This window comes from Halomonas sp. DP3Y7-2 (genome assembly GCF_019800795.1).
Lineage (GTDB): Bacteria > Pseudomonadota > Gammaproteobacteria > Pseudomonadales > Halomonadaceae > Halomonas > Halomonas litopenaei_A.
On the sequence record NZ_JAHVKJ010000007.1, the window covers coordinates 274,983 to 299,690 of the forward strand.

Here is a 24,708-nt window from a genome sequence, read left to right on the forward strand (position 1 = left end):
GGGCAGGTAATACCGTCATCACAAGCCTGCGCTGCATGGGGTCATCCCTAGCGCGCCAGCCATTGCATCAGCTTGAGGACCTTGTGGGTGGTCTTGGTGTAGGGCGGTATCAGCGGTTTCATGCTGTCGAAGGGGCCCTGGCGATACACCGGGCGCAGTTTCGAAAAGGTGATGAAGCCATCGCGCCCGTGATAGTGGCCCATACCGCTGTCGCCGATGCCGCCAAAGGGAAGGTCATGCTGACCGACGTGCAGCAAGGCATGATTGACCGAGACCCCTCCCGACTGGACACGCTCGATATAGCGATCCACCAGCGTCGTGTCCCGGGAGAAGGGATAGAGCGCAAGAGGGCGAGGCCGAGCATTGATGTAGTCGATGACCTCCTGTGGCTCGCGGTAGGTCATCACGGGCAGCAGCGGGCCGAAGATCTCGCGCTGCATGATCTGCATGTCATCAGCCACGTCCAGCACCAGGTGGGGGGCGAACTTGCGCGTGGCCGGATCACTGCCCTGTTGTGACAGCCGAATGACTCGCGCGCCCTTGGCCTCGGCATCGTCCAGGGTGGCCTGAAGACGCTGATAGGAGGTCTCGTCGATGATCGAGGTGTAGTCCGGGCTTGCCAGGTCGGGGTAACGCTGGTGAACGATGGCCTTGGCAGCATCCACCAGGGCATCCAGCGTCCCTTCAGGCACAAACAGGTAGTCCACCGTGGTGCAGATTTGCCCTGCGTTGAGCAGTTTGACGAACAGCAGCCGTCTGACGGCCTCTTCCAATGGAAAATCCGGGGCGAGTATCGCCGGAGCCTTGCCCCCCAGCTCCAGGGTGACAGGTGTCAGGTTCTCGGCGGCGTTGGCCATCACCTTGCGTCCGGTGGCGGTGGAGCCGGTGAAGACCAGGTGATCGAAGGGCAGCCGGCTAAAATGTGGCCCAAGCATGCCATCATCGGCGAAGAATCTGAGCTTGTCCGCGGCAAAGTAGCTTGGGCAGATATCGATCAGCAGCTGGGTCAGGCGAGGCGAGCGATCCGACATCTTGACCAGCGCGCGATTGCCGGCGGCAAAGATGCCGATCAGCGGGGCCAGGCTCAGGTTGAGCGGGAAGTTCCAGGGTACCAGCACGCCGACCACCCCCAGCGGCTGAGGGATGACCCTGTTGCGGGCGCCAAAGTAGAGACTGTGATCGACCCGTCGACGCTGGGGCCGCATCCATGACTTGAGATGCTTGATGGCATCCTTGATGTCGCTGAGTACCACCACAAATTCGCAGAACAGGGTTTCTTCCCGAGCGCGATTGCCGAAATCGTCGCTGATCGCCTGGACAATGGCCTCCTGGTGGTCCTGGATCATCCTGGCCAGGGCGCGCAGGTGCTGCACGCGTGCCTGATAGTCGGGCACAGGGTCTGCCAAATAGGCCTGCCGCTGCAGGGTGAAGGCCGCGTTCAGGTCATCCTGGGTCGCATCGTCGTGGGAGGCGAGTGGCGCGTTCATAGGTCGGCTCCGGCGTGTTCGCTCGTCGTAGGGGAAGGGCTGGCGCCGTCGCTGGCGATGAGGTCGTGCAGGTCCCCGCTACCGTCCAGGGATGAGCTGGAACCCGGCAGGGGAGCTGAAAAATGGACGCGCCGAACGCTGGCGGCCCGCGCCTGATCAAACACAGGGGCGTTGGCCCAGGCGTACTCGGCCAGGGCGAGGATGGTCAGCGACGGGTTGACCCCCAGGTTGCCGGGAATCAGCGAGCCGTCGATGACGCGCAGGTTGTGATAGCCAAAGACGTGGCCACGGTCATCGACCACCCCGTTGTCGGCATCGGTACCGATGCCGACGCCGCCCATCAGGTGAGCCGTGCTGGGAGCACCGGACAGGACCTCGGTAGCCACATTGCCGGCATCGCCGCCGCCAGCGGCGGCGACATAGTGCCGAGCGGCCTCGTGGGCGATGGGAAAGTAATTGGTCAGGGCCCGATCGCCCTTGTCCTGGTAGACCGACCAGCCTGGGGCAAAGGCGCTATACCAGGGACGATGGCTTTTCAGGTGGACGTAGGTATCCCGCGTCTGCATCACCAGAAAGATGATCGAGTGGCGGGACTTGCCCACCGGGTTGAGCATGCGCAGCGTCTTGAGCGGCTGGCGCAGGATGTTGATCAACATGCTGACAGAGCGTGGCACCTGGCCTTGGGCGTCGGTCAGCGGCACGGCGCTCTGCAGGGCAAAGGTCGCGTCACCGTAGCGAGGAAAGCGGTTGATCTCGATGCGGGTCTCGTCGTCAGGGTCGAACATCGAGGTGATGGTCGGGCCATGGCAGATTTCCTGGGGCTGGCCCTGCCCATCGGCAAACCGGGCGGTGTTGACGATAAGGGTCTCGGAATTGGTGCGCACCTCCCGTCCCAGCCGCGACGATAGCCGGGGGAGTGTCTTGTCCTGATCCCTGGCCTTGAGCAGCAGGGGGATGGTGCCGAACACCCCGGCGGATAGCACCAGCCCTCGGCACCTCAGTCGATAGGGCTTCTTGGCGAAGCGGGCGGTCGAGGATTGCACGGTGATCTCGTAGCCGGCACTGCCATCACGCTCTCCGCGATCGTTGGCCAGCGGCTCGATACGGGTGACTTCGCTCTCGGCACGAATCTCGACGCCGTTACGCTCGGCAAACCACAGGTAGTTCTTGACCAGCGTGTTCTTGGCGTTGTGGCGACAGCCCATGGTGCAGCCACCGCAATAGCGACAGCTGTTACGTGTGGGGCCGTCCCCGGAGAAGTAGGGGTCGCCACGTCCGGCACCGCTGCCATCGGCGGGGTCTTCAGGGAACAACACGCCCGTGTTGACGGTCTGGTAGGTGGCCTCACGGCCCATGCGCCTGGCGGTTTCCTTGAGGGCGTGATCCGCGGCATTCTCGTAGTGGCTCTTGGTGACCCCGAGCATGCGCTGGGCCAGCCCGTAGTAGGGCATCAGGCGATCTTTCCAGTCGTGATGCACCCGGGTCCAGGATTCGGCGGCAAAGACCTCATCCTTGGGAATCAGATGGACATTGGCGTAGACCAGTGAGCCGCCGCCCACCCCGACGCCATGCAGGGCGGTGATCTTGCGGGTCAGGCTGATCTGCAGGTTGCCTGTCAGCCCAAGCTTGGGAGCCCATAGAAACTTCTTGAGATTCCAGGAGTTATCCGAGAACTCCTGGTCCTTCCAGCGCCGTCCTTTTTCCAGCATCAAGACCCGATGTCCCTGCTCCGACAGGCGCAGGGCGCTGACGGAACCACCGAAGCCGGTGCCGATGATGATCTGGTCGAAGTCGAAGTGCGCTTGCTCGCTGGCAGACATGGCCGGGTCCCCCTGCTCGTCTCGTTATTGTCATGCCCGAGCATAGTGAAGGCGGGAGGCCACAGATTGACCGAAGGCGCGTGTTACTTGACAAATGACGCAATATTGGCCGTTTCAGCCTTATGCTTTCGTCGCCATTGGGCAGGACTCTCGCCCATGACGCGCTTGAAACTGCGAGTCAATGCGCTGAGCTGGCTATAGCCCAGCAGGTCGGCGATCTCGGTGAGGCTAAGGTGGGTGTCCAGCATATACACCTGAGCGCTGCGCATGCGGACCCGGTCCAGCAAGTGCTGAAAGCTAAGGCCTCGCTTGAGCAGCCGGTCCTGCAGCGTGCGCGGTGGGACATCCAGCGCCGTGGCCACCGCCTCCAGGCTGACCTGATCCAGCGGCAGCAGGTTGGTGATGATCCACTCCACCTTGCTTTCGATATCGTCCCAGCGGTGACGATGCAGCAAGGAGTTGATCAGTCTGCGCAGCGCGGGGCTGCCCCCGGCAATCGCGTGGTCAAGACAATGCCGGTCGAAGACCAGGGTGTTCTCCGGATGGTTGAAGCGCAGGGCGGCATGGAATTGCTGGGTGTAGGGTTCCAGGTCCTTGGGCTCTTCGCCACACAGGTAGACGGCGCGCAGCTTGATCGGTTCGCCATACAGGAAGGTGAGGATGTTGTAGGCCCCCATCAGGGTGTTGTCGTTATGCTGGCGTGATGGCCTGATGTAGCCGGGAACCCGATAGGTGAAGTGATAGTGGGCCTGGTCGTCGCGCTCTTCCAGTCTGACCTCAAGGCCCTGTACATGCCGACCGATCTGATCGGCAATGGTGACCATGGCCTCACGCAGGGTGTCGCACTGCTGAATCAGCAGACCCACCATGCCCAGCATGGAAATGTTCTGGTGGCGTCCCAGCAGCAGGCCGAAATGGCGACAGCCGCTGAGCTGAGCGCCCAGCTCGAGCAAGTCGATCTTGGTCGCCACCGGAATAAGGCGGTCGGGGCGGTCAAGGTAGTCGCCAGGCAAGGACAGGCGAGCCAGCGCCTGATGGGCACTGCCTCCCAACTCGCTGAGCAGGGTCGGATAGCCGGTCAGAGCAGCAGCACGCACCATAGGCTGCATGGAGGGTCTCCACAACGTTGGTGGGTGTGAGTATATATGGGCGCCGAGACTCCCGCGAACGCTCAACGGCGCCCAATGGGGCGCCGTTGTGGGGTGTTATGAATGAACGAGCATAGGGGAACAGATGGCGCCTATGAGCTGGCCGCGTAGGTATTCTTGAAGCGCTCTCTGAGTTGGTTCTTCTGCACCTTGCCCATGGTGTTGCGTGGCAGGCTGTCGACAAAGAACACCCGCTTCGGCTGCTTGTAGCGCGCAAGCTTGTCGGCCAGCGCGGCAATGATCTCGGTTTCCTGCGGTGTGGCGCCTTCTGCCGGGACGACCACGGCGGTGACGCCCTCGCCCAGATCCGGGTGGGGTAGCCCGATGACCGCTGATTCGAGCACGCCGCCGAGCTCGTCGATATGGCCCTCGACCTCCTTGGGATAGACGTTGTAGCCCCCGGAGATCACCAGGTCCTTGTCCCGTCCAACGATCTGCACATAGCCTCGCTCGTCGATCAACGCCAGGTCGCCGGTGATGAAGAAGCCATCGTCCAACAGCTCCTCCGCGGTCTTCTCCGGCATCCGCCAGTATCCCTGAAACACGTTGGGGCCACGCACCTCGAGCATGCCAATCTCGCCCTGGGGCAGCGCGTCATGATGCTTGCGTTCGCGATCGGTAATGCGTACCTCGACCCCCGGCAAGGGCATCCCGACGGTGCCGGCGATACGCTGGCCGTCATAAGGGTTCGAGGTATTCATGTTGGTTTCGGTCATGCCGTAGCGTTCGAGAATGGCATGGCCCGTGGCCGCCTCGAAGGCCTCATGGGTGTCGGCGGTCAGCGGCGCCGAGCCAGAGGTGAACAGGCGCATATTGGCGGTGGTTTCACGGGATAGTCGGGGATCCTTCAGCAGGCGCGTATAGAAGGTCGGCACACCCATCATGGTGGTGCCCTGTGCCATTTCCTCGAACACCACATCCGCATCGAACTTGGGCAGGAAGCGCATGCTGGCACCGGCCATCAGGATCACGTTGCAGGCCACGAACAGGCCGTGGGTGTGGAAGATCGGCAGGGCATGGATGAGGCGGTCGTCTGCGCTAAAGCGCCAGGCAGACACCAGCGCCTCGGCATTCGACCCAAGGTTGCCGTGGCTGAGCATGGCCCCCTTCGAACGACCCGTGGTGCCGGAGGTGTACAGGATGGCGGCCAGATCGTTGGCGTCGCGCTCAAGGCAGTCGGTGACGGGTGAGGCCGCGGCGACCACGTCCATCAGTCCGCCGTCGGCGGCAGTGCCCAGCGACACCACACGTACGTCGCCGCAGGATGAAGCGACCTGAGTGGCGGCGTCGAGCGAGGCCGGACGGCACACGAACAGCGCGGGCTCGGCGTCTCCGAGAAAATAGCGTATTTCCTCGCTGGTATAGCCGGTGTTGAGCGGCAGGTAGACGGCGCCGACCTTGAGGCTGGCCAGGTAGAGCAAAATGGCTTCGGGGCTCTTGTCGACCTGCACGGCGACTCTGTCCCCCGGGCCGACGCCAAGCTCGACCAGCGCGCCAGCCAGCCGTGCCACCATGTCGAGGGCGTCCGAGTAACGGTAATCCCGACCTTCCCGGGTGGTGATGAAGGGGGCATCGCCACGCTCGTGCATGCGTTTTTCAAAGGTGGCAAAGAGGTTGTGGTTCATGTGACGGGATCTCCCTTGAGATGCTTGCGTGCTCGTCGACGCAGGTCCTTGACCTGGGAAGAGCAGGCGACCTTGCCTTCGCTGGAGTAGCGTTCGTGATTGCCCTCGATGTCATCGAGGACGTAAAGGTAATTGACCATCAGGCCGCCGAACTGGGCCAGGCCGCGGCGCGAGGTGTCGCCTAGCCAGTTGATGCGGTGAAGCTCGGCGCCATTGCCGAGATGAAAGCGAGCGACCGAGTTGAGGGGCAGCCCCTTGGGGTTGCGCTCTTTCGTGAGGTAGTGGGCCGCTAGGGGGCGGATGGCCTCGCCCAGGGTCTTGGCGCGCTCCGGGTCTGTCTCCCACCCTTCGCTATCGAGCTCCTTGAGCAGCGTCTGGGTGTCATCGTCCAGCCGGCCATCTTCCCGCTGGCGCTCGGCGTCCAGCCAGGCGCGAAATCCAGGCACAGGAGAGAGGGTGACGAAATGCTTGAGCCTGGGCAGCTCGGCCTTCAGCTCCTGCACCACCTGCTTGATCAAGAAGTTACCGAAGGAGATGCCGCGCAGCCCCACCTGACAGTTGCTGATGCCAAAGAAGGCGGCACTATCGGCATCTTCCGCCTCGATGGCCTCGTGGTTGGCATCGAGAATCGGCTGGATGCGTTCTGGCATACCCTTGGTCAAGGCGACCTCGACGAAGATCAGCGGCTCGTCGCCGATGGCCGGGTGAAAGAAGGCAAAGCAGCGTCGGTCTCGAGCATCCAGGCGGCGGCGCAGATCATTCCAGTCGCAGATCTCGTGTACCGCTTCGTAGCGAATGATTTTCTCCAGCACTGCCGCCGGGGTGTTCCAGTCGATGCGCTTGAGGACCAGAAAACCCCGGTTGAACCAGGAGGCAAACAGGTGGGCAAAGTCATCATCGAGCGCCCTGAGATCCGGGTTGTCCTTGAGCCTGGGCAGCAGATCCTCGCGCATGCGCACCAGATCATGGGTTCCGCCGGTGGTGAGGTTGAGGCGACGCAGCAGCTCCTGCCGTCTGGGCTCGCAGGCCTCGAACAAACGCTGAAGTGCCATGTTGCCGCGCTCGACACGGTAGTCTTGGTAGGCGCGATCCACGGCGTCGGGGTCTGCGGTGAACTCCTCTGTCAGGGTCAGGAAGAAGCGGGTCTTCTCTTCGTCGCCCAGGCGCCCATAGGCATCCAGGGCCTGGCAGGCGAGGGTAATGCTCGATGCTTCGCCGTCGCTTGCCAGCAGTCGATGACAGGCGTCGATGACCTGGGAATGGTCCAGCGGTGGGCCATCGCTACGCCTGCGCAGCAGGGCGTCGCGCTGGGTGATGTTGGACAACAGTTCCTGCAGAAAGCTGAAGTTCATCAGAAACACCTCGTTGGGGCCGAGCCGATCAGCCGGCGGTTTCCATGATCAGGTCCGGCAGCCAGGTGGCAATGCCCGGAAAGATGCATAGAAGGATGATGCCCAGCACCATGCACAGAGCGTAGGGCAGGCTACCGAGCAGAATGTCCTTGAGCGCGATATCTGGGGCTATCCCCTTGATGATGAACAGGTTGAGGCCTACCGGCGGGGTGATCAGGCCAATCTCCAGGTTGATGGTCAAAATGACCGCGAACCAGTAGGGATCAAAGTTGGCCGCCAGAATGATGGGCAGCAGAATCGGCGCCGTCATGACGATGACTGCCACTGGAGGCAGAAAGAAGCCGGCCACCAGCAAAAAGACGTTGATGATGCCCATCAGCACCCAGCGATTGACCTCAAGACTGGCGATGGCCTCGGCCACGGTCTGGGTAATGAACAGCGACGACAGCGCATAGGCAAAGATCTCGGCGCAGGCAATGATCAGCATGATCATCACGCTTTCCCGCAGCGCGTCACGCATGATGGTGGTGAGCGGCTTCACCTGCCACATGCGGTAGACCACGATGGCCAGTGCCAGGCACAGGAAGGCACCCGCTCCGGCGGCCTCTGAGGGCGTGGCGACACCACCGTAGAGGGCGAACAGGATGCCGCTGACCACGACCAGGAAGGGTAGTACCCGTACCAGTGCCTTGAGGTTGTGCTCGACGTTACTGGCGACCTTGTCCTTGAGCTCGCGAGCGGCTTCCGCTACTGGGTTGGGGGCGTGATAGCCACCGGCCAGCTTGCAGGCGATAAGGGTCCAGGCCATGAACAGCAGCGCCAGCATGACACCGGGCAAGGCGCCGGCGATGAACAGGCGGCCGATCGACGTCTCGGTGGAAATCCCGTAGACGATCATGGTGACCGAGGGCGGAATCAGGATGCCCAGGGTACCCCCTGCTGCGACACACCCCGCGGCGACGCCATCCGGATAGCCGCGCTTGCGCATCTCGGGAATGCCCAGCTTGCCGATGGCTGCGCTGGTGGCCGGAGACGAACCTGATAGCGCTGCGAAGATCGAGCAGGCGCCGATATTGGAGATGGCCAGTCCACCGGGCACCTTGCCGAGCCACAGATCCAGTGAACGGTAGAGGTCTCGTCCGGTGGGGGACGATGCCACGGCCGCCCCCATCAGGATGAACATGGGGATCGCGACGAAGCCGAATGAGGCCAGGCTGCCGAAGAAGGTCTCGCCGAAGTAGGTCAGCTCGCCCATGCCTTGATCAAGCACCAGGGCGGCCAATGAGACCCCGCCTAGGGCGAAGGCGATGGGGGTGCCGATGGCCATCAGCACGAATAGGGCGGTGACAATAAGGATACCGCTGGTGACGGGGTCCATCAGCGCGCTCCTCCCAGAATGTCTGCCAGATACTGGATTGCCAGCAGGGTCGAGCCGAGGGCCAGCGGAACGAGCGCTGGCCACAGCGGAGGGTTCCATACCGTGCCGGTGGTCCAGCCGCCGTGGAACGCCTCAAGCAGATACAGCCACGAGCCGTAGGCCAGGGCGATACAGAACCCCAGGCCGCACAGCGCAGCGACTAGGTTCATGGCACTCTTCAGGCCTCCCTTGAGGGCGTCGGGCAGCACGGTGACTGCCACCTGGCCACCGGTGAGCAGCACATAGGGGGAACCCAGCAGCATGGCGCCGGTGATCGAAAAGATGGCGAATTCGGTCTGCCAGGTGGTGCTTTCGCCAAGCAGATAGCGCACGAAGATCATATGACAGACGGCCAGCACGCCCAGCAGCAGTGCAGCCGCCGCGACAACGGCGAAGGCGATGGAGAGCCTGTCCATGCCACGACAGAACGCGCCGATGGGGCCGGCGCTGTGGCGGCGTGACAAGGCAGCAGTCGCGGCCTCGACGTGGGGTGGAGAGTGAGTATGGGACATGGAGCCTCCGAGGTGACATGACGACAACGAGCAGCAAGGCGCGGCATCACGCCGCGCCTTGCTCGGCTCATTCCACGGCCAGAGCGGCGTCGATCAGCGCCTGACCGTTGTCCACGTTCTCGGCAAAGCTCTTGTAGGCGCTCTCCTTGGCCACCTCGAGCCAGGCGTCATAGTCCGCCTGGGACATCTGCACGACGTCCACGCCATTTTCCTCGAACACGTCCACCATGGTCTGATCCAGCTGGGCGGCCTGTTCCGCAAAGTAGGCCTCGGCCTTTTCACCGGCCTCGAGCAACGCCTGCTGCTGGGCCTCATCGAGTCGACTCCAGCTTTGCTCCGAGATCAGGATCGGCTCGTACATGAACCACAGGGCGTTTTCCCCCGGTGCTGTCAGGCAGCTGACCTGCTCGTAGATGCGGTAGGACACAAAGGAGCCTGACGAGGTGTTGGCACCGTCCAGGACACCGGTCTGCATGGCGGTGTAAATCTCTGACGATGGCATCGAGGCGATGGAAGCACCCGCGGTTGCCAGCATTTCATCGAAGGCCGGGCCTGCTGCGCGCATGGTCTGCCCCGCCACCGTGTCAGGTGAGGTGATGCACTGCTTGTTGGAGGCGAATCCACCGGCCAGCCAGGCATCGGCCAGCACCCGTGCACCGGCGTCCTGGATGACCTGCTTGATCATGTCCATGAACGCCGAGTCATTGAGTCGCTGGGCGCGTTCATGATTGCGCACCAGGCCAGGCATCAGCGTGGCAGAGAACTCAGGATGGCGCCCGCTGGCATAGTCCAGCGGCAGTGAGGTCATGTCGAGGCGACCGCGCACCAGGGCGCCCCACTGTTCCTTGGCCTTGAACAGGGACTGGCCGGGGTAGACCTGCAGGGCCAGGTCAACGTCGGCAGCTTCCACTTCCTTGGCCATCAGTTGCACCATTTCATCGCGGACATCTCCCTGGCCGCCAGGAAACTGGTGAGAGACCCGCAGCGTGGTTTCCGCGCTGGCCGAGGCGCTGACGGCCAGTGACGACAGGGCAACGCAAGCGGCGACCGTCAGCGCTTTGGTGCCTGAGCGTGGTCGAGCCTGCTGGAGTGAGCGAGCGTCCTGAGTCGTGCAATCGCAATCAGCCGAGCGAGCGGGATGAGCGGGGGAGGCGTGGCGTGTCATGGTGTCTCCTTGAGGAGTTGTTATTGTGGCGATGGGTGCCGCGGACGGCGGGTGATAAAGGGTGTAAAAAATGTTTCATTTGCTATGATGTATACATCAATAGCCCTCAGGTATATTCCTGTCAATGCGGCAGGCTTAGACCAAGGTGGCGGTTGGGCCGATGAATCGATGAACTGGCAGAGTTAGGCTTGCCGGCGAGGATGCTGACATGAGCAACAAGACCTCCAACGCTCAGCGCTTGAGAGACTCTCTAGAGGACGACATCATCAACGGTCGACGCGCGCCGGGTGAGCGCCTGGACCCCGAGGCCCTGTGCGAGGCCTACAAGGTATCGCGCACGCCGGTGCGAGAAGCCATCCAGCAGCTGGTAGCCAGTGGTCTGGTGACCGTCTATCCCAAGAAGGGCACCTTTGTGGCACGGCTCGGGCTTGAGCGATTGATCGAGATGTTCGAGGTGATGGCGGAGCTGGAAGGCATGTGTGGCCGTCTTGCCGCCCGGCGCATGACCCCGGAGGAACTTGAGGCGCTGCAGGCCGCCTTCGAGGGCTGCCAGAGAGCCAGCGAGACCGGCGACAGCGACGCCTACTATTATGAGAACGAGTCCTTTCACAGCATTATCTATGCGGCCAGTCACAACGCCTTCCTGGCCGAGGAGGCTCAGTCGCTCAAGCAAAGGCTGAAACCCTATCGTCGGCTGCAGCTGCAGGTGCGCTCCAGAATGCAGAGTTCGCTGGAGGAGCATCGCGCTGTGCTGGACGCCCTTACGGCTGGCGATGCGGAGGCCGCTGAGCGCATCTTGCGCGATCACGTGCTGATTCAGGGCGAGCGTTTCAGCGACTTCGTATCCAGTGTGCGCAAGCTTGAAGCCACCGCGGATCGCTGATCCTGCTGGTGAGTCTGGCCAGTGATCAAGCACAATGCGGCCTGTCTTGCTGATCCTCTCCACCACGAAGCGTCTGTCCTAGGCTTGACGACGGCGCGTCTGGGGTCGAGGGTGGTCCCAGCGTCATTGCTAGCCTGAGGGTATGTCATGTTTCCCGCTTTTTCCGCGCGCTATGCGTCCTTGCCGGATCGCATGCGAGCCGAGATGTCACCGACGCCGGTATCGTCACCACGCTTGCTGGCGTTCAATCGCCCCCTGGCCGAGGCGTTGGGGCTGAACCTGGATGCCTTGGATGATCACCAGCTTGCCGAGGTGCTGGGAGGCAACCTGGTGCCGGAGGGGGCCCGCCCTGTGGCGACTGCCTATGCTGGCCATCAGTTCGGTAACTTCGTGCCTCAACTCGGAGACGGCCGTGCCCTGTTGCTGGGTGAGCTCACGCACCGGGATGGCACGCTGCGGGAGGTGCAACTCAAGGGAGCCGGGCGCACGCCGTTCTCCCGTGGAGGCGATGGCCGCGCCCCGTTGGGGCCGGTTCTACGGGAATACCTGGTATCCGAGGCCATGGCCGCCCTGGGGGTTCCTACCACACGGGCACTGGCAGCAGTGGCCAGCGGCGATTCCGTGGTGCGTCAGATGGTGGAGCCGGGAGCGGTGCTGACGCGGGTGGCAACCAGCCACATCCGCGTGGGCACTTTCCAGTATTTTGCCGCGCGGCGGGATACCGAGGCCCTGTCTCTGTTGGTGGACTTCTGCATTGAGCGTCACTATCCGCACCTGGCCAAAAGTGCGCCACATCTGGCCGAGAGTGCGCCCCAACCGGCCGAGAGTACGGAAGGAGGCAGGGCGCTGGCGCTGCTGGACGCGGTGGTGGAGCGTCAAGCCAGTCTGATCGCCCAATGGAAGGGGCTTGGCTTCATCCATGGCGTGATGAACACCGACAACTGCGCGATCTCCGGTGAGACCATCGACTACGGGCCCTGCGCCTTCATGGACGCCTTTCATCCCCACCGGGTGTTCAGTTCCATCGACGAGCGAGGCCGTTATGCCTGGGACAATCAGCCCGCCATCGCCCAGTGGAACCTGGCGCGCCTGGCCGAGACGCTACTGCCGTTGATCGATGACGACCAGGAGCGCGCGGTTGAGCTGGCCACGGCGTCGATCGAGAACTTTGCCGAACAGCATGATGCTGCCTGGACCGCCGTGCTACGCGCCAAGCTGGGGCTCGATAGCCAAGACGACCAGTCAGATGACCATGATCTTGCCCTGGGCGAGGATCTGCTCAAGGCGATGGAGGAGGGTAATGCCGACTTTACCCTTGGCTTCGCCCGTCTGTCGGCCGCACTGGAAGATGGTGACGAGACCCTGGCCGAAGGATTCGAGCGACGTCATCGCCTTGACGACTGGCTGCCGCGTTGGCGCCAGCGGCTGCAGCAACAGGGTGTGGACGCGCCAACCCTGAGGCAGCGATTGAGCGCTGCCAATCCCCTGGTGATCCCGCGCAACCACCTGGTCGAGAAGGCCATCCGGGCCGCGGTGGACGACGATGACTTGAGCGTCTTTGAGTCATTGCTGGCCGCCGTGACGCGCCCCCATGAGGCGCCAAGCGAGGCCTGGCTGATGGCACCCCCGACGCGAGACGAACGCGTGCTCAGAACCTTCTGCGGTACCTGAGACCAGCCCCCGCGGGGTTATCGCGCGGGGCTGGTGCACCATGTGTCTGCAGGCAAACGCCGTCAAGGATGTCGGCGGCAAGGCTGCCTGCACGTTGCTGCACCTCATGAAGGGGCCTGGCTGGCCTGCAGGGTCCGCGTCAACAGCGCACGCAGGGCCGCGGGCCGCACCGGCTTGAGCAGCAGCTGGAAGCCACCGCGACGGACCTCCTCTGCCACCTCTTCGGTACGGTCTGCAGTAATCACGATGCCGGGTACTTCTCCTTCGAGGCGCTCGCTCAGGGCATCCAGTGCCATCAGTCCAGTGACTTCATTGTCCAGATGGTAGTCGGCCAGGATGGCATCAGGGTCGCCATCCAGGTGTCGCAGTACCGACTTGGCGCCGCCGATGGAGGTGGCGGTGAAGACCTCGCAGCCCCAGCCCGACAGCATCGCCTTCATGCCCTCGAGAATCAGCGACTCGTTGTCGATACACAGAATGCGCTTGCCATCGAGCTTGCTGGCGACCTTGCGTGAGGGCTTGCTGTCCGACTCGGCGACCTCGGCCTTGGCCTCGACCCGCGGCACGCTGACCGAGAACACGGTGCCGATACCGACCCAGGAGCGCACGCGGATGGGATGATCGAGCACCCGGCTCATGCGATCGGCAATCGACAGCCCCAGTCCCAGTCCCTTTTCGCTTTCCTTGTGTCGGGAAGCCTGGTCCAGCCGGCGGAACTCCTGAAAGATCTCCGCTTGCTTGGCCTCTGGAATGCCAGGGCCGCTGTCCCACACCTCGATCAACAGGCGTTCGCCCCGTCGCCGGATACCCAGCAGCACGCGGCCCTCCTGGGTGTAGCGAATCGCGTTCGACAGAAAATTCTGGATGATGCGCCTGAGCATCTGGCTGTCACTGTCGACCCACAGGCGTGAGCCCACCACCTTCAGGTCAAGACCGCGGTCCTCGGCCATTACCGCAAACTGGGCCTGCAGGGGCCGCAGGATATCGGTCAGGGCGAAGTGGCTGCGACGCGGCGTCAGCGCCCCGGCATCCAGCTTCGAGATGTCCAGCAGGGTGCCGAGGAGCTCCTCGGCAGACTGCAGCGAGCTGTCGATGTGGCCGATGGTGCGCTTCATGTCCTCGGCCCCCATGTCCTGGGACAGGGCCGAGGTGAACAGCCGCGCCGCATTGAGCGGCTGCAGCAGGTCGTGGCTGGCCGCCGCCAGGAAGCGGGTCTTGGAGGCATTGGCATCCTCGGCCACCTGCTTGGCCTGGCGCAGCGCCTGCTCCGCCTCGGCCCTGACCCGGTTTTCCTGGCGCAGTGCCGAATTGGCCTCGGACAGCGCCAGAGTACGGGAGCGCACGCGCTCTTCCAGCGTCTCGTTGGTTTCCTTAAGGGCAATCTCGGCTCGGCGGCGTTCAGTGATGTCCTGGTACAGGGCGAAGAAACCGAGGATGGCGCCACTGTCGCCGAAGTGGGGGGTGTAGGTCACCAGCATGTAGCGAAGCCCTTCACCGCTGATGTCCAGCGAGACCTCGAAACTGACCCGTTCTCCGGCCAGCGTGCGCTTGAACCAGGGCGTGCGCTCCTCTGCCATGTCGGTCGGGATCACGTCGGTGACCTTCTTGCCGATCACCTCGTTGCGGTTGATGCTGAAGGCTTGCTCGTAGGCCCGGTTGGTAAACAGGTAGCGGCACTCACGGTCGAAGTAGGCGATCAATGCCGGCACGTTGTCCGTGTAGATACGGATGTTGTTCTCGGAACGGATCAGCGCCTCTTCCGTGCGTTTCTGCTGGGTGATGTCCTGATAGGTGTAGACGAAGCCTCCGCCGGGCATGGGATTGCCCTGGACCTCCAGCACGCTGCCGTCCTGGCGGTAGCGCACGTAGCGATGTGGTTGCCCCTCGCGAATGTTGTCGAGCAATAGCTCGACATGCTCTTCGGGGTCACCTGGGCCGTATTCGCCATTATGGGCGTTGTAGCGAAAAATACGGTCGATGGGCGCGCCGACACGAATCAGATGGTCCGGGAAGCGAAACAGTTCCAGGTAACGCTGATTCCAGACCACCAGGCGCAGGTTCTGATCGACCACGCTGATGCCCTGGTTGATGTTCTCGATGGTGGCCTGAAGCAAGGCCCGGTTGAACTCCAGCACCTGGGACGCTTCATCGACGATGGATATCACGTCGGAAATACCGATGCCGCGTCCCTGCAGGGCGGAATTGACCACGATACGGGCGGAGGACGCACCCAGCACGGATGCCAGAAAACGTTCGGTGAACTGGATCACGTCAATGGACGCTCGTGCGCTGTCTTCCAGTGCCTTGCCGTTGCGACGGGCGTAGTCGCTGAAGGCTCGGTCAACCTGGCCGGCACTGAGGAATCGCTGACACAGCACCTTGAGGTCGCCCACCGTGGTGGCACCGGTCCAGGGACGGTTGACCGAGGTCTGACGGGTTTCGACGCTATCCACGAATAGCGAGGCCTGAATGCGCTCCACCACGCGCTGGGGCGTGACCTGGGACACGAAGATGTAGGCCACCAGGTTGATCCCCAGCGACAGCATGACGCCATGGGTGAAGTTATCGCCCACATGCAGCCCGAACAACGAGGTGGGCGACAGCCAGGCAATCCCCAGCGGCCCGCCACTGAGCCAGTCAGCCGGGAGCACGCCGGCGTTGATCATGGCGGGCAGCAGCAGCGTGTAAGCCCAGATGGCGAAGCCGGCATTCATGCCGACGATAACGCCAAGACGGTTGCCACGCTTCCAGTAGAGTCCCCCGATCAGTGCCGGCGCGAACTGCGCCGCAGCAGCAAAGGAGAGCATGCCGATCGAGGCCAGCGAGGTGAACTCACCGATCAGCTGATAGAAGCCGTAGGCCATCGCCAGGATCACCGCGATGGTGATTCGGCGAGCCCTGAGCACCAGACGTCCGTAGTCCCGCGGCTTGGTGTCAAACCAGCGCATGCGGAACAGGGCAGGAATCACGATTTCGTTGGATATCATGATGGAGACGGCGACCGCCGCGACGATCACCATGCCGGTGGCGGCCGAGAATCCACCGATGAAGGTCAGCAGTGTGAGCCAGCCCTGGTCCGCTGCCATCGGCAGCGACAGGACGTAGGTATCGGGTGCGACGTCAGTGCCGGCAAAGGTGGTCAGGCCAGCCGCCGCCAGCGGCAGTACAAAGAACGCGAACAGTACCAGGTACAGCGGGAACAGCCAGCGAGCGCGGGCGGCGTCGTCGCGGTGGGTGTTCTCCACCACGGTGACATGGAATTGTCGAGGCAGGCACAGAATGGCCAGCATCGCCAGCAAGGTCTGGGCCCAGAAACTCTGGCCGAAGTCCTGCTGGGCCAGCTGGCGTTGGAGTTGCAAGTGTATATCGGCGCGGGTCAGCAGGTCCTGCAGGCCGTCGAACATCCCCCAGGTCACATAGGCGCCGAGTACCAGAAAGGCTACCAGCTTGACCAGAGACTCGAAGGCCACCGCATGAATCAGGCCCTCATGATGCTCGGTGGCATCGGTATGGCGAGTGCCGAAGAGGATGGCAAAGATCGCCATGACCACCGCCACATAAAACGCCGTGTCTCCGAATAGCGGGGCTCGTGTGATATCGGATGCGTCGGTCAGCACCGCGAAGGAGGTCGACACCGCTTTCAGCTGAAGAGCGATATAGGGCAGCGTACCGATCAATGCGACCAGACTCGCGAAAGCAGCCAGGGACTGGGTCTTGCCATAGCGTGAGGCGATAAAGTCGGCAATCGAGGTGATGTTCTGATGCTTGGCCACGCGCACCATCTTGGCCAGGACAGGCCAGAACAGCAGCAAGGTCAGCACCGGACCGACAAAGATGCTGGCAAACGACCAGCCTGAGGTGGCGGCCTGTCCGACGGCGCCGTGGAACGTCCACGACGTGCAGTAGATCGCCAGAGCCAGGCTGTAGACCAGCGGGCGCCGCTGGCTTGCGCCCTGATGCCGGGCACGCCGGTCGCCGCGCCAGGCAATGGCGAACAGCACGGCAATGTAGAGAAGTGAAACGACGATCAACAGCCAACCGGCAAACATGGGCACCTCCTCGATGTCAGCTGCCATTCTAGGGTATCGGAAGGCCGCCAGGCAGGGGGCGCAGGGTGTCTCTTGAGGCGAATATCACAGACTCGATGGATTTCTGTGGTATCGACCAACGTCGATTACCGGAAAATAAGGCAGAGAATCGCGACTAAGGTGGAATGCACCTTTGTAGTGATAGACCAACGGCTAATATTTGTTGAATGTTTTTATTTTATTGAATTAAAAGAAGTTTCTCATAACATGGTGCACTGCATTTATGATTTTCGACTAAAGTTATCGTTCCTCTAAAAGCCCTTTTGACTAGTCTTTTGTTCGAGCCTTTTAGCTCTGCCTGACAGGGCATTTGGCGAACAAACCACTTCTTGAGGGTAGCCTTATGCTAGACAAGAGCGCACAGGCCTACTGGAAACGAAATATTAGAACCATTCTTGGCTGTCTTGCCGTCTGGTTTGTCGTCTCCTATGGCTTCGGCATTCTCCTGGTGGATGTGCTCAATAACATCCGCTTCTTTGGCTTCAAGTTAGGCTTCTGGTTTGCACAGCAGGGATCCATCTACACCTTCATCGTGCTGATTATTTTCTACGCCTGGAAGATGAATCGACTCGATGAAGAGTACGACGTCCACGAACAGTGAAACCCGCAAAATAACGTCAATGAACGGGAATTGATTCCATGGATGTACAACTGCTTACCTATCTCTTTGTAGGGGCGTCATTCGCTCTCTACATCGGTATCGCGATCTGGTCGCGGGCCGGCTCCACCAAGGACTTCTATGTCGCGGGGGGAGGTGTTCATCCCGCAGCCAATGGCATGGCGACCGCAGCTGACTGGATGTCCGCGGCGTCGTTCATTTCGATGGCAGGGTTGATCGCCTACCTGGGCTATGACGCCTCCGTCTACCTGATGGGCTGGACCGGTGGCTACGTCATGCTGGCAATGCTGCTGGCTCCTTACCTGCGCAAGTTCGGAAAGTTCACGGTGCCAGATTTCATCGGCGACCGTTACTACTCGAATATCGCGAGGACCGTAGCGGTCATCTGCGTCATCTTCGTCTCGTTCACCTACGTGGCTGGACAGATGCGAGGTGTTGGCATCGTTTTCGCGCGCTTCCTCGAAGTGGACGTGAACCTCGGCGTTGTCATCGGCATGGTCATCGTCTTCTTCTATGCGGTACTGGGGGGAATGAAGGGCATTACCTATACCCAGGTGGCTCAGTATTGCGTGCTGATCACCGCCTTCATTGTACCGGCGGTGTTTCTGTCGATCATGATGACCGGTCACGTGCTGCCCCAGACCGGCCTCGGTGCGACCTTCGTTGATGCAGCAGGTAACGATAGCGGTCAATACATCCTTGATCGTCTCGATGGCCTGCTGACAGATCTCGGTATCACGCCCTATACCGACGGTAGTCAGCCGATGATCAACGTGTTCTTCATCACCGCTGCGCTGATGTGTGGTACGGCAGGTCTGCCTCACGTCATCGTGCGGTTCTTCACCGTGCCGCGGGTTCGTGATGCGCGGGTCAGCGCCGGTTGGGCCCTGGTGTTCATCGCCTTGCTGTATACCACTGCACCGGCGGTGGGGGTATTCGCTCGCACCAACATCATCGAGACCGTGAACGAGACAAGCTATGAGGAGGTTCCTGGCTGGTTCAAGAGCTGGGAGACGGTTGGCCTGATCGGCTGGCTCGACAAGAACGACGATGGCAGGGTGCAGATGGGGCCAGGCGCGCCGTTCGAGGGCAAGCCCACCTTCGAGAGCGGTCCCCTGGAAGAAGCCTCCACGGGTAGCTACGGTCAGCGGGTGGTCACCAATGCACCCACCGACAGCGCCAACGAGGTGTATATCGATCGCGATATCATCGTGCTGGCCAACCCCGAGATCGGTGGCTTGCCAGCCTGGGTGATCGCGCTGATGGCGGCCGGTGGTGTAGCGGCAGCACTGTCGACCGCGGCCGGGCTGTTGCTGGTCATTTCGGCGGCTGTGTCCCATGACCTGATCAAGAAGCAGATCAACCCGAACCTCAGCGAGAAGGGAGAGCTGCTGGCTGCTCGTGGCGCTGCCGCGGTGGCAGTCGTGGTGGCCGGCTACTTTGGCATCAATCCTCCGGGCTTTGTGGCCCAGGTGGTGGCGTTTGCCTTCGGCTTGGCAGCGTCGTCCTTCTTCCCGGCCATTCTGCTTGGCATCTTCGACAAGCGCATGAACCGCGAGGGGGCCATCGTCGGCATGGTGCTGGGTCTCAGCTTCACCTTTACCTATATCGTCTATACCAAGTTCATCAACACGGATCCGTCGATCTGGTGGTTTGGTATTTCGCCGGAAGGTATCGGTACGCTCGGCATGATCCTGCACTTTGTGGTGGCGTTCGTGGTATCGCGGGCAACTGCCGCTCCGCCGGAACACATCCAGGAACTGGTCGAGAACGTGCGGGTGCCAAGAGGCGCTGGTGTGGCCCACGCACACTAGAACGGGACGAGGGGCCCAGCGCCGTGGGCTCCTCTTCGCCAACCTGCTCAGCCCCGGGACAGCCGGGGTTGAGCACGGAGCGAACGATGATCGACATCAACGTCACAGAACCTCCCTTTGCGCTGCTGGATGATGCCGGACGCGAGCGTATTCGCGCAGGGCTTGATCTGGCGTACTACGCGCGGGATGAAGTGATTCTCGAGGCTGGACAGGCCGGCGAGTTCGTCTTTGTGATTCACAAGGGCGAAGTCGCCGAACTGGACATGAACGAGTCCTCCACCGGGGGACGCATTGGCCACTACACCAGTGGCGATCTGTTTGGCGCGATCAGCGTCATCAACGGCCAGAGCCGCTATCGTTTTGTCGCCGAACAGGAAACCCTGTGCTACCTGATGCCCAGGGCGTTGTTCCTCTCGCTGTGCGAACAGTCCGAGGACTTCTCCGATTACTTTCACCAGCGTCTGGTCAGCAAGACGCGGCTGCTGGCGGAGCGGCGTTCCGATGGCGGCGTGACGCTGGCCGGTTTCATGCTGGCCAAGGTGCATGAATGCATGCGGCCACCCCTGCTGGTGGACCCGTCCATCAGTATTCGTCAGGCGGTGCTCACGCTGAAGGAGAAGGGCGCCGACAGCCTGTTGGTGGATACCCCGGAAGGCCCCGGAATGCTGACCAAGACCGACCTGCTCGATGCGCTGGTGATGCAGGAGCGGGGAGGGGGCGATGCCCTGGAAGGTATCGCTGGCCTGGCACTGGTGAGCGTCAACAGGGACCAGTACCTGTTCGAAGCGCTGATCGAGATGACCCGCCACAAGGTGGCCAGGGTGGTGGTCTATCACGAAGGCGCGCTGGAAGGCGTGGTCGAGTTGACCGATGTGCTGAGCTATTTCTCCAGTCGCAGCTATGTGGTCAGTCTTCAGGTGGAGCAGGCCGACAGCCTGGCGGAACTGAACGAGGCCAGCCAGCGCACGCCTGAGCTGATCGATGCACTGATGGCGCAGGGAATTCGCATGCGCTTTGCCATGGGCATGCTGTCAGCGCTTAACGGTCGCATTATTGGCAAGGCATGGCAGTTTTCGATGCCCGGCCCTCAGCGCGACCGTGCCTGTCTTGTCGTGCTGGGAAGTGAGGGCAGGGGCGAGCAGATCCTCAAGACGGATCAGGACAACGCGCTGATTCTCCCGGACGACCTCGAGTGGCCGGACCTGGCTGCGGACAGTCGTCGTTTTACCGAGGTGCTGATGGACCTGGGCTATCCGCGCTGCCCCGGCAATATCATGGTGTCCAATCCCCAATGGACAGGAACGCTGGAGCAGTGGCGCGGGCGTATTCGGCGATGGGTCGCGGAACCGGATGGCAATAGCTTGATGAGCCTGGCGATTCTGGTGGATGTCGCTGGAGTGGCAGGTGACATGGCGTTGGTGGACCGCCTGCGTGATGTGTTGATCGAGGAGACCAGGGGCAACGCGCTGTTGCTGACCCATCTGGCCCGCGCGGTACTGCGGTTCTCTACGCCATTGACGCTGTTCGGCTCGCTCAAGAAGCCCGCACACGGCATCGACATCAAGAAAGGGGGCATCTTCCCGATCGTTCATGGGGTTCGCACCATGGCGCTGGATGCTGGCCTGCGCGAGACCTCGACCCACGATCGCCTGTCCGCTCTGGCCAGGCTCGGTCGCCTCGATGCAGAGGTGGCGGAAGACCTCGGTGAGGCGCTGTCACTGTTCAGTGAGCTGAGGCTCAAGGCCCAGCTCAGGTGCCAGCGCGATGATCTCCTGGCCAGCGACAACGTGGTGGTGCAGTCCCTCAACTCCCTGGAGCGTGACCTGTTGCGGGAGGCACTTCATCTGGTGAAGGAGTTCAAGGGCAGTCTGTCCCATCGTTATCACCTGGAGTATGCATGAGCGTCGAGGCATCGCCTCAGGGAAAACTGACCTGGCGTCAGTGGTTTCGTTTAGGAGAGTACCCCATGCTGCGAGCGATCAGACGTGCGGCCGACCGCCGTCGTCAAGCCGATGGCGATTTTGCCTGGCTGTTCAATCCCTACACCGGTGATGAGTTGGTGTCCATCGACTGCGAGACCACCGGCCTGGATACGCGTCGCGCCGAGCTGGTGTCGATTGCGGCAGTGCGGATCCACGATGGGCGCGTGTTGACCAGCGAGTCGCTTGATCTGCGCCTGGAGCCCCCGGCCAGCCTGGATGGTGATTCCATCAAGATTCACCGCCTGCGTGGGGTAGATCTTGAGGGGGGAATGCCGGTGCGTGATGCCCTCGAGACGCTGCTGGAATTCATCGGCAACCGTCCGCTGGTGGGGTGGTGCATCGACTTTGACCTGGCCATGCTCGATCGCTATCTCAAGGCGGAGTTTGGCTTCTCGTTGCCTAACGCCACCATCGATGTGGCGCAGCAGTACCGCAAGCGGATGCGGCGCAGCCACCCCGAACTTGAGCTGCAGCCGACTTTCGAACAATTGGCAGAGCGCCTGGGAGTGCCGATCATGGGACGGCATACCGCATTGGGTGATGCCGTCACTACGGCACTGATGCATTTGCGGCTGGACGCCGACGCGCTGGCCGAGTCGTCCCGATGATTCCATCCACGCCGCTGTCACGACGCGTGACCTGGGACGAGCGGCGTGTCAGGTGCCGTAGTCACCGTAATGGGGAGATCTTTGCATGAGCCTTCATGGTCTGATGATGTTGCTTGAGCCGACCTTGCTATCGCTTGGCCTGTTGGCTGTGATGGTGGCTTACTGCCAGTACTATCGCCGCACCCGTGACCTGTGGGGGATGGTCAAGTTCTGGGAGAAGCGTCTGACGCTGACGGTGAGTGAGCACGCCTGGCAACGCTTCGGCATCTTGCTGCTGTTGCTTGGTGTGGTGGCGCGCTATCTGCTGGCACTACAAGTCGTCTAGCCACAGGTCGTCTTGTCACAGGTCCTCTCTTCACAGGGCGGCTAGTCACAGGGCGGCTAGTCACAGGGCGGCTAGTCAAAAGCACCTTGGCCCAGGACACGCGGTTGTGAACCAGCGTAATCGCAGGGGTGAGTGGTTGCTGACTTCTTCGCCTGTGGCGGACGTGAGTGATAGACTAGCGGGTCTTCATTTTCAGCCGTGATGTGCCCTGCCCATGTCTGCTCAGCCCGCTTCCGCCTCCCTGTTTGATCCCCGTGTCCTCGACCGTCGTGATGCCGCGTCCCCGGCAGCTGACGACGAGCGCGCCCAGGCCAAGGCCAAGCGCGAGTTCAACAAGCTGCAGAAGCGTCTGCGGCGTCAGACCGGCAACGCCATCATCGATTACGGCATGATTCAGGAAGGCGATAAGGTCATGGTATGCCTGTCCGGCGGCAAGGACAGCTACACCATGCTCGAGATTCTTCGCAGCCTGCAGCGCAATGCGCCGGTGAACTTCTCCCTGGTGGCGGTCAACCTCGACCAGAAGCAGCCCGGCTTTCCCGAGCACGTGCTACCGGACTACCTGGACAGCATTGGCGTGGACTACCACATCCTCGAGCGTGACACCTACTCGGTGGTGAAGGAAAAGACCCCCGAGGGCAAGACCACCTGCGCGCTGTGCTCGCGACTGCGCCGAGGGTCGCTGTACGGTTTTGCGGAAGAGATCGGTGCGACCAAGATTGCCCTGGGACACCACCGCGAGGATATTCTCGAGACGCTGTTCCTCAACATGTTCTTCGGGGGAAGTCTCAAGGCCATGCCGCCCAAGCTGCTGTCCGATGATGGCAAGAACATTGTCATCCGGCCGCTGGCGTACTGCCGCGAGGCGGACATCCAGGCCTACAGCGATGCCATGGCCTTTCCGATCATTCCCTGCAACCTCTGCGGTTCGCAGCCCAACCTGCAGCGCCAGGTGGTGAAGGAAATGCTGGCAGAGTGGGAGGCCAAGCACCCAGGGCGCCTGGAGAGCATGTTCAAGGCCGTGACCAACGTGGCACCCTCGCAGCTGGCAGACCGCGAGCTGTTCGACTTTGAAGGTCTGGAGGCCGTGCAGGCGCATCGCCAGGCTCGGCGTATTGATATCGTTGACGCCGACTAAGCTCCCCTGAACAAGCCCATGCTGAACATGCCTTGCTGAAAAGGCACTGCTGAAAAGGCACTGCTGAAGCGCGAAGCGAGCTAGGGCCACATCACGCAGTGGCCCTCTTCAATGTCTGAACGCTCGTCCCGATAAGATAGCAAGAGGCCGCATCCTGGGATGCGGCCTCTTTTGTTGATGGAGCCGGTATATCGTCGCCCTACCTAAGGGGGGGCTGGGCTCGTGGCGTGGCACGACGTCTATCGGTCGCTGTCGGCCGCAGGCCCTGTCAGCGCCGCGGATCAGCTGGCGTCGGTGTCAGCCAGGTTCGACAGTGAGGCGAGGTCCAGGATATTGACCTCCCGTCCAGAGACCGCCACTAGGTCCTGCTGTTGAAAGCGTCCCAGAATGCGGCTGACCGTTTCGACGGCAAGTCCCAGGTGGTTGCCGATATCTGCCCGGGACATGGACAGGCGGAAGCTGAACGGCGAGTAGCCGCGGCGTCGGAAACGGTCCGACAGACCGAGGAAGAAGCAGGCCAGTCGTTGGTCAGCGGTCTTGCGCGACAGCAGCTGCATCATGCGGCGATCCTCGCGCAGCTCCTTGCTGAGGGTGCGGAACAGTTGCGCGCGTAGTTCCGGCAGCGTCTGGGTCAGGGCGTCAAGGCGATCGAAGGGAATCTCACATACGGTCGTGGTCTCGAGTGCCACCACGCTGCCGGGATATCTGCCGTCGTCTATGCCATCCAGGCCGACCAGTTCACTGGGCAAGAAGAAGTTGGTCAGCTGCGCTTCGCCACTACCCTCCGTGGTGATCTGCTTGAGGCTACCGGAGCGAACCGCGAAGACGCTCGTGAAGCGATCTCCCTGCTCGACCAGGCGAGTGCCCTTCTTGATCGGAGGATGACGGCGGATAATGGAATCGAAGCGCTCGAGGTCAGCGGTCTCCAGCGACAACGGAAGGCACAGGGAGCTCAAGCTGCAGGACTCGCAACGAGTCTCATGTAGCATGGGGCGCCGTCGATCTTGGGCCGATGGACTCATTCGCAGCTCCTGTGGGTCTGGGGTTCATGATG

Annotated in this window: 18 protein-coding genes; 8 read left to right on the forward strand and 10 right to left on the reverse strand. The window is 62.0% G+C overall.

Annotation, left to right across the window (positions count from 1 at the left end):
• Nucleotides 1-47: 47 nt before the first annotated feature.
• From KUV45_RS08180 to dctP, 8 genes are all read right to left on the reverse strand, one after another.
• Entirely contained in the window at nucleotides 48-1,487 is a 1,440-nt protein-coding gene (locus KUV45_RS08180) for a coniferyl aldehyde dehydrogenase (protein ID WP_222162688.1), read from the reverse strand.
• Nucleotides 1,484-3,307: a GMC oxidoreductase gene (locus KUV45_RS08185; protein WP_261315893.1), complete on the reverse strand. Its 1,824-nt coding sequence runs from the start codon at nucleotides 3,305-3,307 to the stop codon at nucleotides 1,484-1,486. Before KUV45_RS08185 ends, KUV45_RS08180 begins: the two co-directional genes overlap by 4 nt.
• Before the next feature lie 83 nt (nucleotides 3,308-3,390).
• Nucleotides 3,391-4,416 carry an AraC family transcriptional regulator gene (locus tag KUV45_RS08190; RefSeq protein WP_206941420.1) on the reverse strand — a complete coding sequence of 342 codons (1,026 nt, stop codon included), beginning with the start codon at nucleotides 4,414-4,416 and terminating at the stop codon, nucleotides 3,391-3,393.
• A gap of 131 nt (nucleotides 4,417-4,547) precedes the next feature.
• Nucleotides 4,548-6,080, reverse strand: coding sequence for a malonyl-CoA synthase (locus KUV45_RS08195; protein WP_222162689.1), 1,533 nt, complete (start codon nucleotides 6,078-6,080; stop codon nucleotides 4,548-4,550).
• Nucleotides 6,077-7,432 carry a malonyl-CoA decarboxylase gene (locus KUV45_RS08200; protein WP_222162690.1) on the reverse strand — a complete coding sequence of 452 codons (1,356 nt, stop codon included), beginning with the start codon at nucleotides 7,430-7,432 and terminating at the stop codon, nucleotides 6,077-6,079. Before KUV45_RS08200 ends, KUV45_RS08195 begins: the two co-directional genes overlap by 4 nt.
• A 28-nt stretch (nucleotides 7,433-7,460) precedes the next feature.
• Nucleotides 7,461-8,810, reverse strand: coding sequence for a TRAP transporter large permease (locus KUV45_RS08205; RefSeq protein WP_206941417.1), 1,350 nt, complete (start codon nucleotides 8,808-8,810; stop codon nucleotides 7,461-7,463).
• Complete coding sequence (locus KUV45_RS08210; protein WP_206941415.1) at nucleotides 8,810-9,361, reverse strand: TRAP transporter small permease; 552 nt, start codon at nucleotides 9,359-9,361, stop codon at nucleotides 8,810-8,812. The genes KUV45_RS08205 and KUV45_RS08210 overlap by 1 nt, the downstream gene beginning before the upstream one ends.
• A gap of 67 nt (nucleotides 9,362-9,428) precedes the next feature.
• Nucleotides 9,429-10,526, reverse strand: a complete 1,098-nt coding sequence (dctP, locus tag KUV45_RS08215) for a TRAP transporter substrate-binding protein DctP (protein ID WP_222162691.1) — start codon at nucleotides 10,524-10,526, stop codon at nucleotides 9,429-9,431.
• A 208-nt stretch (nucleotides 10,527-10,734) separates the two neighbouring features.
• On the opposite strand from dctP, the gene KUV45_RS08220 reads away from it, so the two are divergent.
• Both KUV45_RS08220 and KUV45_RS08225 read left to right on the forward strand, forming a co-directional pair.
• Nucleotides 10,735-11,409 (forward strand): GntR family transcriptional regulator, encoded by a 675-nt coding sequence (locus tag KUV45_RS08220; RefSeq protein WP_222162692.1) that lies wholly within the window; start codon nucleotides 10,735-10,737, stop codon nucleotides 11,407-11,409.
• Nucleotides 11,410-11,556: 147 nt separating this feature from the next.
• Nucleotides 11,557-13,080 (forward strand): YdiU family protein, encoded by a 1,524-nt coding sequence (locus tag KUV45_RS08225; protein ID WP_222162693.1) that lies wholly within the window; start codon nucleotides 11,557-11,559, stop codon nucleotides 13,078-13,080.
• Nucleotides 13,081-13,184: 104 nt separating this feature from the next.
• Here the strand turns inward: KUV45_RS08225 and KUV45_RS08230 are convergent, their stop codons facing one another.
• On the reverse strand, nucleotides 13,185-17,129 hold the full coding sequence (locus KUV45_RS08230; protein ID WP_222162694.1) for a NahK/ErcS family hybrid sensor histidine kinase/response regulator: 3,945 nt from the start codon (nucleotides 17,127-17,129) through the stop codon (nucleotides 13,185-13,187).
• A gap of 382 nt (nucleotides 17,130-17,511) precedes the next feature.
• Here KUV45_RS08230 and KUV45_RS08235 point away from each other — a divergent pair, with 382 nt between their 5' ends.
• The 6 genes from KUV45_RS08235 to ttcA all read left to right on the forward strand — a co-directional run bounded on the left by KUV45_RS08235 (nucleotide 17,512) and on the right by ttcA (nucleotide 23,654).
• Nucleotides 17,512-17,769 carry a DUF4212 domain-containing protein gene (locus tag KUV45_RS08235; protein ID WP_206941410.1) on the forward strand — a complete coding sequence of 86 codons (258 nt, stop codon included), beginning with the start codon at nucleotides 17,512-17,514 and terminating at the stop codon, nucleotides 17,767-17,769.
• Nucleotides 17,770-17,807: 38 nt separating this feature from the next.
• Nucleotides 17,808-19,601: a sodium:solute symporter family protein gene (locus KUV45_RS08240; RefSeq protein WP_206941409.1), complete on the forward strand. Its 1,794-nt coding sequence runs from the start codon at nucleotides 17,808-17,810 to the stop codon at nucleotides 19,599-19,601.
• Nucleotides 19,602-19,687: 86 nt separating this feature from the next.
• Entirely contained in the window at nucleotides 19,688-21,502 is a 1,815-nt protein-coding gene (locus KUV45_RS08245) for a DUF294 nucleotidyltransferase-like domain-containing protein (RefSeq protein ID WP_222162695.1), read from the forward strand.
• 65 nt (nucleotides 21,503-21,567) lie between these two features.
• On the forward strand, nucleotides 21,568-22,191 hold the full coding sequence (locus KUV45_RS08250; RefSeq protein WP_206941407.1) for a 3'-5' exonuclease: 624 nt from the start codon (nucleotides 21,568-21,570) through the stop codon (nucleotides 22,189-22,191).
• An 85-nt stretch (nucleotides 22,192-22,276) separates the two neighbouring features.
• Entirely contained in the window at nucleotides 22,277-22,516 is a 240-nt protein-coding gene (locus tag KUV45_RS08255; RefSeq protein ID WP_224851978.1) for a hypothetical protein, read from the forward strand.
• 214 nt (nucleotides 22,517-22,730) lie between these two features.
• Nucleotides 22,731-23,654: a tRNA 2-thiocytidine(32) synthetase TtcA gene (ttcA, locus tag KUV45_RS08260; RefSeq protein WP_224851979.1), complete on the forward strand. Its 924-nt coding sequence runs from the start codon at nucleotides 22,731-22,733 to the stop codon at nucleotides 23,652-23,654.
• Nucleotides 23,655-23,935: 281 nt separating this feature from the next.
• On the opposite strand, the gene fnr is transcribed toward ttcA, so the two are convergent.
• Entirely contained in the window at nucleotides 23,936-24,676 is a 741-nt protein-coding gene (gene fnr / locus KUV45_RS08265) for a fumarate/nitrate reduction transcriptional regulator Fnr (RefSeq protein WP_206941404.1), read from the reverse strand.
• Nucleotides 24,677-24,708 lie beyond the last annotated feature (32 nt).

Excerpts from the sequence above, each read along its gene's own strand:
- KUV45_RS08180 (WP_222162688.1), bottom strand. The coding sequence starts at position 1,487 with ATGAACGCGCCACTCGCCTCCCACGACGATGCGACCCAGGATGACCTG.
- KUV45_RS08185 (WP_261315893.1), bottom strand. The coding sequence starts at position 3,307 with ATGTCTGCCAGCGAGCAAGCGCACTTCGACTTCGACCAGATCATCATC.
- KUV45_RS08190 (WP_206941420.1), bottom strand. The coding sequence starts at position 4,416 with ATGCAGCCTATGGTGCGTGCTGCTGCTCTGACCGGCTATCCGACCCTG.
- KUV45_RS08195 (WP_222162689.1), bottom strand. The coding sequence starts at position 6,080 with ATGAACCACAACCTCTTTGCCACCTTTGAAAAACGCATGCACGAGCGT.
- KUV45_RS08200 (WP_222162690.1), bottom strand. The coding sequence starts at position 7,432 with ATGAACTTCAGCTTTCTGCAGGAACTGTTGTCCAACATCACCCAGCGC.
- KUV45_RS08205 (WP_206941417.1), bottom strand. The coding sequence starts at position 8,810 with ATGGACCCCGTCACCAGCGGTATCCTTATTGTCACCGCCCTATTCGTG.
- KUV45_RS08210 (WP_206941415.1), bottom strand. The coding sequence starts at position 9,361 with ATGTCCCATACTCACTCTCCACCCCACGTCGAGGCCGCGACTGCTGCC.
- dctP (WP_222162691.1), bottom strand. The coding sequence starts at position 10,526 with ATGACACGCCACGCCTCCCCCGCTCATCCCGCTCGCTCGGCTGATTGC.
- KUV45_RS08220 (WP_222162692.1), top strand. The coding sequence starts at position 10,735 with ATGAGCAACAAGACCTCCAACGCTCAGCGCTTGAGAGACTCTCTAGAG.
- KUV45_RS08225 (WP_222162693.1), top strand. The coding sequence starts at position 11,557 with ATGTTTCCCGCTTTTTCCGCGCGCTATGCGTCCTTGCCGGATCGCATG.
- KUV45_RS08230 (WP_222162694.1), bottom strand. The coding sequence starts at position 17,129 with ATGTTTGCCGGTTGGCTGTTGATCGTCGTTTCACTTCTCTACATTGCC.
- KUV45_RS08235 (WP_206941410.1), top strand. The coding sequence starts at position 17,512 with ATGCTAGACAAGAGCGCACAGGCCTACTGGAAACGAAATATTAGAACC.
- KUV45_RS08240 (WP_206941409.1), top strand. The coding sequence starts at position 17,808 with ATGGATGTACAACTGCTTACCTATCTCTTTGTAGGGGCGTCATTCGCT.
- KUV45_RS08245 (WP_222162695.1), top strand. The coding sequence starts at position 19,688 with ATGATCGACATCAACGTCACAGAACCTCCCTTTGCGCTGCTGGATGAT.
- KUV45_RS08250 (WP_206941407.1), top strand. The coding sequence starts at position 21,568 with ATGCTGCGAGCGATCAGACGTGCGGCCGACCGCCGTCGTCAAGCCGAT.
- KUV45_RS08255 (WP_224851978.1), top strand. The coding sequence starts at position 22,277 with ATGAGCCTTCATGGTCTGATGATGTTGCTTGAGCCGACCTTGCTATCG.
- ttcA (WP_224851979.1), top strand. The coding sequence starts at position 22,731 with ATGTCTGCTCAGCCCGCTTCCGCCTCCCTGTTTGATCCCCGTGTCCTC.
- fnr (WP_206941404.1), bottom strand. The coding sequence starts at position 24,676 with ATGAGTCCATCGGCCCAAGATCGACGGCGCCCCATGCTACATGAGACT.